The organism is Roseateles sp. DB2, from assembly GCF_051857535.1.
GTDB lineage: Bacteria > Pseudomonadota > Gammaproteobacteria > Burkholderiales > Burkholderiaceae_C > Roseateles_B.
Map to the genome: position 1 here is coordinate 1 of NZ_JBPZGY010000032.1, position 9,238 is coordinate 9,238.

The 9,238-nt window shown below is 66.3% G+C and carries 9 protein-coding genes and 1 pseudogene; 6 read left to right on the forward strand and 4 right to left on the reverse strand.

Annotated features, from left to right (window positions below; translation table 11 throughout):
- A pseudogene (locus ACS5PK_RS22420) lies at positions 1–1,368 on the forward strand (hypothetical protein); the annotation flags it as partial.
- On the forward strand, positions 1,368–1,730 hold the full coding sequence (locus ACS5PK_RS22425) for a hypothetical protein (protein WP_439442485.1): 363 nt from the start codon (positions 1,368–1,370) through the stop codon (positions 1,728–1,730). The pseudogene ACS5PK_RS22420 and the gene ACS5PK_RS22425, both read left to right, overlap by 1 nt.
- Here the strand turns inward: ACS5PK_RS22425 and ACS5PK_RS22430 are convergent.
- Genes ACS5PK_RS22430 through ACS5PK_RS22440 form a run of 3 tightly spaced genes read right to left on the reverse strand, consistent with a single transcriptional unit; the run spans position 1,727 to position 2,963 of the window.
- Positions 1,727–2,284 (reverse strand): RNA 2'-phosphotransferase, encoded by a 558-nt coding sequence (locus tag ACS5PK_RS22430; RefSeq protein ID WP_439442486.1) that lies wholly within the window; start codon positions 2,282–2,284, stop codon positions 1,727–1,729. The two genes, ACS5PK_RS22425 and ACS5PK_RS22430, sit on opposite strands and share 4 nt — an antisense overlap.
- Positions 2,281–2,508, reverse strand: coding sequence for an antitoxin VbhA family protein (locus ACS5PK_RS22435; protein WP_439442487.1), 228 nt, complete (start codon positions 2,506–2,508; stop codon positions 2,281–2,283). The genes ACS5PK_RS22430 and ACS5PK_RS22435 overlap by 4 nt, the downstream gene beginning before the upstream one ends.
- Positions 2,505–2,963, reverse strand: a complete 459-nt coding sequence (locus tag ACS5PK_RS22440; protein ID WP_439442488.1) for a hypothetical protein — start codon at positions 2,961–2,963, stop codon at positions 2,505–2,507. The genes ACS5PK_RS22435 and ACS5PK_RS22440 overlap by 4 nt, the downstream gene beginning before the upstream one ends.
- Before the next feature lie 313 nt (positions 2,964–3,276).
- Here ACS5PK_RS22440 and ACS5PK_RS22445 point away from each other — a divergent pair, with 313 nt between their 5' ends.
- On the forward strand, positions 3,277–3,612 hold the full coding sequence (locus ACS5PK_RS22445; protein WP_439442489.1) for a hypothetical protein: 336 nt from the start codon (positions 3,277–3,279) through the stop codon (positions 3,610–3,612).
- A gap of 29 nt (positions 3,613–3,641) precedes the next feature.
- Entirely contained in the window at positions 3,642–3,809 is a 168-nt protein-coding gene (locus ACS5PK_RS22450; protein WP_439442490.1) for a hypothetical protein, read from the forward strand.
- A 311-nt stretch (positions 3,810–4,120) separates the two neighbouring features.
- On the opposite strand, the gene ACS5PK_RS22455 is transcribed toward ACS5PK_RS22450, so the two are convergent.
- Positions 4,121–4,585: a helix-turn-helix domain-containing protein gene (locus ACS5PK_RS22455; RefSeq protein ID WP_439442491.1), complete on the reverse strand. Its 465-nt coding sequence runs from the start codon at positions 4,583–4,585 to the stop codon at positions 4,121–4,123.
- 99 nt (positions 4,586–4,684) lie between these two features.
- Here ACS5PK_RS22455 and ACS5PK_RS22460 point away from each other — a divergent pair, with 99 nt between their 5' ends.
- Together ACS5PK_RS22460 and xerC are read left to right on the forward strand one after the other, a co-directional pair.
- On the forward strand, positions 4,685–7,846 hold the full coding sequence (locus tag ACS5PK_RS22460; protein WP_439442492.1) for a CHC2 zinc finger domain-containing protein: 3,162 nt from the start codon (positions 4,685–4,687) through the stop codon (positions 7,844–7,846).
- Between the two features lie 15 nt (positions 7,847–7,861).
- On the forward strand, positions 7,862–9,001 hold the full coding sequence (xerC, locus tag ACS5PK_RS22465) for a site-specific tyrosine recombinase XerC (protein WP_439442493.1): 1,140 nt from the start codon (positions 7,862–7,864) through the stop codon (positions 8,999–9,001).
- The last annotated feature ends 237 nt before the right edge of the window (positions 9,002–9,238 follow it).

Sequence of the window (9,238 nt, forward strand, 5' to 3'; positions counted from 1 at the left end):
CTGGGGAGTGCGTTGGGCGAAAGCTTGGCGAGCCCAGGCATCAAGACGCTGCAGGACACCAGCACGCCGGTTGGGCGATTCGTTCATGAGGACATCGGCCGGCTGCCGCAGGTGAATACCCAAGACCTGGAAAGCCTGCAACTGCCGAACCTGGAGGTCCAGGACAACCGCAGCCTGTTGAATGCCATGGAGCGTGGCATGGACCCGAGCCGCTACGCCAGCGTCGAGGGGACCAGCCTGGTGGCGCGCAGTGGTGACAGCATCTCGCGCATGCTGGGCACGAGTAGCCCGCAGGCCATCGGCAACTTCATGCGCGCCAACGGCCTGACAAGCAGTGCTATTGAGGCAGGTCGGAACTACTTTTTGCCAAGCCGTGTGAGCGCGTATGGCGATAGCTCCGTCCTGGGCCGAGCGGCCATGGCTAATGACAACGCACGATTGGCGGCGATCAAGGCGGCTTCGCTGCTCGATGCAGATGGTATGAGGATTGGGCCGACTGTTGAGCGGGCACAGGCACTTGGGATCTTCTCAGGGAGCACCAGTTCGTTTGCACTCTCCGGCGACTACCCGACGTTCACGGCCATGAAGTTGTCCGGGCGCGAAAGAGCAACAGACTGGTTTAGCTCTGTGGTGGGGCGCAGCCGTGCAGGTAATGTGCTGACAGGCGCCTTTGATGCTTGGCTTGCCACACCTGAGGCAATCTCGAACCTGCCTGACCTTGTTGCTGGGATTCCATCTGCGCTGGGCCGCCTTGCCAACAACACTGCGTCTTACGCAGGACGCCTGTGGGATGACCCGTGGGGCACTTCTGCGAATGCGCTGGCAAGTGGCGTAGACGGCTTTAGAAGCAGCTTTAATAGGGCCGTCAATGGTGATGGCCGGGTGATGGGATCCACGCTGTTTGCGATTGGTACGGCAGGGGTGCCGCTGGGGCGAACCGGTAGCACCATTGACAATGCTCTCGGTTTGGTCGAACTCGATCCAATGCTGATTCGTACCACTCAGACGACGGTCAAGCAGCAAGGCGCTACGCTTCCTAATCTGGTCGAGAGCATGAAGAGGAATGGGTTTGTGGTCGAGCCAGATCGCCTGATAGACGTAGTTCGCATGCCTGATGGGGGCCTCACGTCACTCGACAATACCCGAATTCTTGCCGCGCAGCGCGCGGGTGTGAATGTTCAAGTTCGATTGCTAGAGCACACAGATCTTCTGCCCGACGATCTGGACTTCGTCTCTCGATTTATTGGGCGTAAGGGCGAAGTTCCTGTGACGTTCGGCGACGCTGTAATGAACCGGATCAGCAATCAGAGCGCCCTGTATCGAAACCAGTATCCGTACGGCGCTCCCTTTATTGGATCGGCACATTGATGATCGAAGAATTGTTAGATGCAAATGCTTTGCCGGATTGGTTTGCGTACCCGGCGGACTTCCTGGAGCTATTCCATTCGGGAATGCTGGATCTTGGCCCTTGGCAGATTTTGGCTGGCAACTGGCTGAGGGTGAGGTATGACGGCTTAAAGAAGCGCTTCCCGGAGCGAAGCTTGGTGCCGTTTGCACGTCGTCTCGATAACGACGACATCGCTTGTTGGGAGCAAGGGAATCCTGGCCGCGTTTGCGTGGTCCATGACTTCAGTGCGCCAGGTTGGGAGCGCCGCGCTGAGTTCGATTCATTTGCGGCATGGCGCCACGCGGCTGAGGCTGAGGCCGATCAGTTCGATGGGGCACCCTAGATAGGATCGCCGTCCGAAATGAACTGCGCTGGTACCGCGCTTGTCAGCCACACGCCGTTCTCAGCTTGGTAGAAAGCTGTGCCGCTGGCGTGCATGCCGGCAGCATCGACCCGCAGTACCACTGGCGCGCCATAGCGTTGCCCCACGGCTCGTGCAGTCTGCTCGTCAGCGGACAGATGCACGTGGTGGCGCTGCCCGGGCTTGAGTCCTTCCTGTCGGATGGCGTCCAGGAATCTGGTAGCGGTGCCATGAAACAGCACGGCTGGCGGAGTCTGGGCAACGAACTCCCGCGCCACGCTGAGGGTTGAGTGCCCTTGCACGGCACGGATGCGTTGCCCATCGACAGACAGCTCAAAGCGCTTCTTGTCGCTGCTGGCCACGACCTGTTCGACCAGCGCCGGGGTGAGCGGTCGACCTTGCGCGACTGCTCCAGCGATCAGCACATCCAGGCTCCCCCAGCCTTCATGATCGAGTTCGAGGCCAATGGCCTGGGGTTCATGCCGCAGTACGTAGCTGAGAAACTTGCTGGTCTCGATAAGGTTGTTGTTGCTCATGCTGATTCTCCGCGCTCAGGCATTGCCCACCGATCCGCCTCCTGCGCCCGCTCGATGATCCGCCGCCGCACCTCCTCGGCGCCGAGTTGGCCGTCGACCATGGCCTCCATGTCCGCCAGGAACTCCGCGCTGGGCTGATGGCCTTCGATGCGCGTGCTGGCCAGGGCCTGCTCCAGGCGCATGCGGCGCTCGGCCAGGGAGCGTGGAGGCGGAGTCGGGCTCACTTCAGATCCTCGATGTCGTAGCGGTCCGGGTCCCAGGTGAACTTCGGCAGTGATCCCGGTGCCGGCGGTGCGGCGGGCGCGCGGGCTGGCGCTGCCGCTGCGGCCGGCTTCTGCCGGGTCATCTTGGGTGCCGCCGAGGCCTTGACCTTCGGGCTTGGCGCCAAGGCCGCCGGCGCGGGTCTTGGCTGCACTTGCAGTTGCCCCTGCGCCTGACGTGTCTGCACCTGGGCCAGTAAACCAGCCCGCTTCTTGGCGTGCACAAAGCGATGGATCGCGCTCACGTCCACGACAGTGCCGCGCTGCGCAAGGAAGGCCTGCACCTGCCGAAAGGACACGCCCAGGGCCAGCAGCTCAAAGATCTGCTGCTCCCACAGCCCCAACCGGGAGGTCGGCCGGGTCACCTTGGCGGCATAGGCCAGCACGTCCGCCTGGGCCTTTGTGGAAGGGTGTTGCATGCCGTTGCGCATCCGTTGATGGGGTGTTGCGTAGTTGTTGCGTGTTGGTTGCGTAGCTTGCCGCAAAAGCCCATCCCCCGCAAACCCCGCCCGTTCCCCATGAAACCGCCCCCCAGAACCCCCAGGTTCGGCATCGCGGTGATCCCCCGCGACCCCCGGCCCGAACTGATCACACATGACGCAACCTGGCGGTTGCTGGGCAAGTGATTGTCAGCACTCGCAAAACACTGTCATACGCTGTGGCCTTCAGGATATGACACTATGCGCCTCAAAGCGTCGAAATGCTCGATGCCCATTGGTAAAGGTGTGTCATATGAGAAGAAAGCAGGTGCTGAGCCTGAGCGTGCCGCCGGACGTGCGGGCGTGGGTGGAGCGGGAGGCCGGCGAGCGGCGCATGACCATGAGCGACTTCGTGCTGGAGCTGCTGGCCAAGGGCATCCAGGCGGACACGATTGACCGGTCTGTGGCGCGGCTGGAGGCGGCTGTGGAGCGCGGCGGTATCAGCACTGAACTGCTGCGCCAGACGCTGGCGACGCGCTTCATGGTGGAGAAGCTGGCGCGGGGTGAGGTGCGCACGCCGGCGACGATTGGCTATGACGCGGACCAGTACGCGGCGGCCGAATTGACGAGGCGGCAGGGCAAGCCGTAAAACGGGCGGGCCTTGTGAAAGGATTCCCCATGCAGAACCCCCAAAGCACAGAGCAGGCCTTGCAGGGCCTGCACCGCAGCCTGGATGCGCTGGCGGCGCAGATGCGCGGCCCGGTGAAGCCGCTGCCGTGGGCGCTGGTGCCGGCGGTGGCGGTGTTGGTGACGCTGTGGCTGGTGGGGGTGGCTTGGCTGGACTGAAGCTGGGTCAGGAGGGGAGAGAGGGGGCAAAACTGGGGGGTCTCTCCGTTATGAAAGGCCGCAACCGCGACTTAGCGTTGGATGACGTGCAACGTGAACAAAGGAGCGGTGATGTGGAGCCTGAAAAAGCGCGAGCTGCGCATGCTGGTGCTGGTGTGGATCGTGCTGAAGCTGGTCGAGCACAGGCCGCAGGTGCTGGTCTTGCTTTTAAATTGAAGATGCAGCGGCCCAACCCCTCTTAGCCGCTAAGGGCTGGGGTTGCGAGAGGGTGCGGCGGCAATGGCCGCGACGGCGATGAGGTGCGTGCCGGGTCAGCCGGGAGGCTGAGCGGCGCGGCGGGCCTGTTGGCGGCGCTTCGGAGCCGAGGCGGTAGAGGCCTTGGCGGCTGCTTCGGCGGCGGCGGCCTGGCGAGCGGCCTCCCAGCGCTTGGCCTGGTACTTGAGGATGAGGCCTTCGAGAACGTCCTTGATGACGGCCTGGTCGCCCGGCAGCAACTGGCTGACGGCCTCGAACTGCATGAGCAGCTCTTGACTGGGGCCGCGCTCGTCTTGCTCAAACACCAGCGAATCTGCGCTGACGGACAGCGCACGGGCCATGTTGCGGATGACCTCCAGCGTGGGCTGGGTCTCGTTGGCCTCGTAGCGCCGGATCATCGTGACATGGCAGCCCACGGCGTCAGCCAGGGCTTGCTGGGTCATGGTGCGTTGCTTGCGCAAGGTCGCCAGTCGGGTGCCGAAGTCCATCGTCCACAGGTGCAAGGAGAGCAATGGGTTCACTGTAAGCCCCGGTTCTGAAGTGCCGCTTGAAAGATACCATATGTGCGTGCAACAATAAATCGCATATGCGTATTGACAGCATTTGGAGCAAAACACGGCATGGCGCGCATCCCTGAAACCGAGTTGGAGCGCCTGAAGGCCGAGGTGAGCGTGCAGCGTCTGGTGGAGGACGCGGGCATCGAGCTGAAGAAGGCGGGCAAGGATCTGCTGGGGCGCTGCCCCTTCCATGCGGACGAGACGGCCAGCCTGGTCGTGACGGCGCCCAAGAACCTGTGGCACTGCTTCGGCTGTGGGATTGGCGGTGGGCCGATTGACTGGGTGATGAAGCTCAAGGGGCTGAGCTTCCGGCATGCGGTCGAGCTGCTCAAGGCCGACCCTTCCTTAGCCGCTGGGCCTGCTGCGCGACCGACGGTGCGCACGCTGCCGGCACCGGTGGCGCTGGATGCCGACGGGCAGGCGCTGCTGGACCAGTGCCTCGACTACTACCACCAGACCCTCAAGGACAGCCCCGAGGCACTGGCCTACCTGCAGGCGCGGGGCTTGGATCACCCCGAGGTCGTCGAGCGCTTCAAGCTCGGCTACGCCAACCGGACCTTGGGCCTGCGGCTGCCGCTCAAGAACCGCGCGGCCGGCGCCGACGTGCGAATGAAACTGCAGCGCATCGGCATCCTGCGCGAGAGCGGGCACGAGCACTTCAACGGCTCGCTGGTCATCCCGGTACTCGATGCTGAGGGGCATGCGGTCGAGGTCTACGGCCGCAAGCTGCGCGATGACCTGCGGCCGGGCACGCCCAAGCACCTGTACCTGCCGGGACCGCATGCGGGCGTGTTCAACCTGGCGGGCGTGATCGAGGCGGGCAAACGTACTGACGATGGCCCGGGCGCTCGGGAACTCATCGTGTGCGAGGCCCTCATCGACGCCTTGACCTTCTGGGTCCACGGCTTCACGAACGTGAGCAGCGCCTACGGGGTGGAGGGCTTCAGCGAGGACATGCTGGCCACCGTCAAGGCCGCTGGCATCGAGCGCGTGTTCATTGCCTTCGACCGGGACGCGGCGGGCGAGCGCGGCGCGCAGGCCTTGGCTGAGCGCTTGATGGCGGCGGGCATCGAGGCGCTGCAGGTGCAGTTCCCGCGCGACATGGACGCCAACCGCTACGCGCTGGAGCACGGCAAGAAGCAGCCGGCCGCGCACGCCCTGGGCATGGTGCTGCGCCAGGCGCGCTGGCTGGGGCGCGGCGCTGACGCCGCCCCGCCCAGGCAAGACCTGGCCCCTGAGACCGTTGCGCCGGAGGGGGCCCGAGAGGCGGCATCTCGGGTGGCATCTCGGGTGGCATCTCGGGTGGCACCTCGGGTGGCACCTCGGGCGGCACCTCGGGTGGCACCTCCGGTGGCCCCGGCTCCTGAGCTTCCTTCTTTAGCCGCTGCCCCTGTTGCTCCCTGCGCCGCTGATGAGCCGCCGCTGGACGCGAGCGGCGACGAGCTGCAGCTGTGCCTGGGCGGCTGCCAGTGGCGCGTGCGCGGCTGGCGCAAGAACGCCAGTCCCGAGCAGATGCGGGTGAACCTGCTGGTGCGCCGCGAGGGTGGCGAGGGGGAAGACCAGGGGAGAGGCGGAGGCGAAGGCGGCTACCACGTGGACACGCTGGACCTGTACCAGGCCAAGGCGCGTGCGGTGTACCTGCGCCAGGCCAGCACCGAGCTGGGCCTGCCCGAGGAGGGGCTCAAGCGCGCGCTGGGCCAGCTGCTGCTCAAGCTGGAGCTGTTGCAGGACGAGCTGCTGCGCGAGGCCCAGGCTCCCAAGACGGCGGCGCCGGTGCTCGGTGCCGAGGAAGAGCGCGAGGCGCTGGCGCTGCTGCGCGCGCCGGACCTGGCGGCGCGCATCGTGGCGGATCTGCAGGCCTGCGGGGTGGTGGGCGAGGCCACGAACCTGCTGGCCGGGTATCTCGCGGCCACCAGCCGCAAGCTGGAGGCGCCGCTGGCGGTGCTGATCCAGAGCAGCTCGGCCGCGGGCAAGAGCAGCCTGATGGAGGCCGTGCTCACCATGATGCCGCCCGAGGAGCGCATCCAGTACTCGGCGATGACGGGGCAGAGCCTGTTCTATCTGGGCGAGACGGACCTGCAGCACAAGATCCTGGCCATTGCTGAGGAAGAAGGCGTGCGCCAGGCGGCGTATGCGCTGAAGCTGCTGCAGTCCGATGGGCAATTGACCATCGCCAGCACCGGCAAGGATGAAAACACTGGCAACCTCGTCACCAAGCAATACCGGGTGCAAGGCCCGGTGATGCTGATGCTGACCACGACGGCCATCGACGTGGACGAGGAGCTGCTCAACCGCTGCCTGGTCCTCACCGTCAACGAAAGCCGCGAGCAGACCCGGGCGATCCATGAGCGCCAGCGACATCGCCAGACCCTGGAGGGCTTGCTGGCGGCGAGCGATCGCGAGGGGCTCATCCACTTGCACCGCAACGCGCAGCGCCTGCTGCGGCCGGTGGCGGTGGTGAACCCCTTCGCCGCTTCTCTAAGCTTCGGGGACCACCAGACCCGGGCGCGGCGGGACCACGCCAAGTACCTGAGCCTGATCAACGCCATTGCGCTCTTGCACCAGCACCAGCGGCCCGCCAGGACCGTGATGCACCGAGGGCAGGAGCTGGTCTACATCGAGGCCACGCGCGAGGACATTGCCCTGGCCAACCGAGTGGCGCACGAGGTGCTGGGGCGCACGCTGGACGAGCTGCCGCCGCAGACGCGCAAGCTGCTGAGCCTGGTGCGGGTGTGGGTGCGCGAGCAGTGCGCGGCCCGTGGCCTGGCGCAGGCGGATCTGCGCTTCACGCGGCGGGAGCTGCGCGAGGCGCTGCGCTGGGGCGACACGCAGCTCAAGGTGCACTTAGGTCGCCTGGTGGAGATGGAGCTGCTGGCCGTGCATCGCCGGGGGCTCACGCACGCCTATGAGCTGCTCTACGACGGGGACGACGGCGAGGCCCTGCGCGCGCATCTGTGCGGGCTGCGAGACCTGGATGGACAGCTGGACGGACAGCCATCCCATCACTACGACGGCGCCCGGTCGGGGTCCGAGCCCGCTCGGTCGGCCTCTGGTCGGGGTGGGGTCGGCCCTCAGCCGGCCCCTGGTCGGGGTGGCGTGAATGAGGCGACAGCCCAGGATCCATGCGGCCTGCAGGCCGATGGCGAGGGTGCGAATGGGCATGAAGACGTGCAAACGCTGTTCCCCCGCGAACGCACAGCCCCGGTCCTACCGACACCGGCCTGATGAACGGGGTCTGATGTGCGCACCGGCAGCCATCCCTACCGAGACAAGCCCAGCCCGCGCCAGCGCTTCGCGCAGGCTGTGGGCGACCCGCGCGACGCCACGGGGCTCTATGCGGCCATGCGCCGCTACGTCGAATACCGCGCCGTGATGGGCAGCACGGAGCTGGGTCTCTACAGCACGGAGCGTTACCTCCGCGACTTCATCGCCTGGTGCGACGAGCGCAGCGTCACGCATCCGCAGCATGTGAGCCGCGCGGTGCTGGAGCGCTACCAGCGCTGGCTGTACCACTACCGAAAGAGCGACGGCGGGCCGCTGTCCATCGCCAGCCAGCGCTGCAAGCTGGTGCCGCTGCGGGGCTGGTTCAAGTGGCTGACCCGCTCGGGGGCGATCCCGGCGAATCCGGCGGCGGACCTGGACCTGCCGCGCAGCATCCGGCGCCTGCCCCGGAGCGTGCTCACGGCCGCGGAGATGGAGACGGTGCTGGCCTTGCCGGACACGAGCACACCGCTGGGCCTGAGGGACCGCGCGCTCATGGAGGTGCTGTACGCCACGGGCATGCGGCGCATGGAGGCCACGCGGCTGGAACTCGGGGACGTGGACGCCGAGCGCTGCGTGGTGCTCATCCGCGAGGGCAAGGGGCGCAAGGACCGGCTGCTGCCCTTGGGCGAGCGGGCCTTGCACTGGGTGCAGCAGTACCTGGCGCGCGGGCGGCCGGCGCTGGCCTGGAACCTGCACGAGCCGCGGCTGTTCCTGGGCAACGAGGGCAACCCGCTGCATCCGATGTGGCTGTCCACGGTGGTGGGGCGCTACATCGAGCGGGCGGAGCTGGGCAAGCGGGGCGGGCCGCACCTGATCCGGCACACGATGGCCACGCTCATGCTCGAAGGCGGGGCGGACGTGCGCTTCATCCAGGCGATGCTGGGCCACGCGGAGATGAGCACGACGCAGATCTACACCCAGGTCGCCATCCGGCAGCTGCAGCTCGTGCATGCGAGCACGCACCCGGGCGCCAAACGGCGCGCCAGGGCCTCGCAAGCCGGTCCCGACGTGCCAGCCCCTCACCCTGACCCAGAAAGCGCTGCTGAGGCCCTTCTGCAGGCCTTGGCGGACGAGGCCGAGGAAGACGAAGGCGGCGAGCTGACCAGCGGAGCCTGAACGGGACTTCCCCTTCCTTCTCTTAGCCGCTGAAGCGCCGCGAGGCGCTGAGACATGGGCTGCGCCGCCAGGCGCTGACCTGACCCCTGCCAGCACGTCGGCGCAGGCCTAAAACCGCACATCGGGGCGTCTCGGCCAAAATGCGCCGATGCTCAGTCATGCCGTCGCCCGCAAACCCGCGCCAACGCTGGCGATGCGGGCTATAGGGCTACGACTTCGCAACGGAGTTGATGCTCT

Bases quoted from the DNA above. Each gene is read 5' to 3' on its own strand.
- ACS5PK_RS22450 (WP_439442490.1), top strand. From the start codon at position 3,642: ATGCAGAACCCCCAAAGCACAGAGCAGGCCTTGCAGGGCCTGCACCGC.
- ACS5PK_RS22460 (WP_439442492.1), top strand. From the start codon at position 4,685: ATGGCGCGCATCCCTGAAACCGAGTTGGAGCGCCTGAAGGCCGAGGTG.
- ACS5PK_RS22425 (WP_439442485.1), top strand. From the start codon at position 1,368: ATGATCGAAGAATTGTTAGATGCAAATGCTTTGCCGGATTGGTTTGCG.
- ACS5PK_RS22430 (WP_439442486.1), bottom strand. From the start codon at position 2,284: ATGAGCAACAACAACCTTATCGAGACCAGCAAGTTTCTCAGCTACGTA.
- ACS5PK_RS22440 (WP_439442488.1), bottom strand. From the start codon at position 2,963: ATGCAACACCCTTCCACAAAGGCCCAGGCGGACGTGCTGGCCTATGCC.
- ACS5PK_RS22445 (WP_439442489.1), top strand. From the start codon at position 3,277: ATGAGAAGAAAGCAGGTGCTGAGCCTGAGCGTGCCGCCGGACGTGCGG.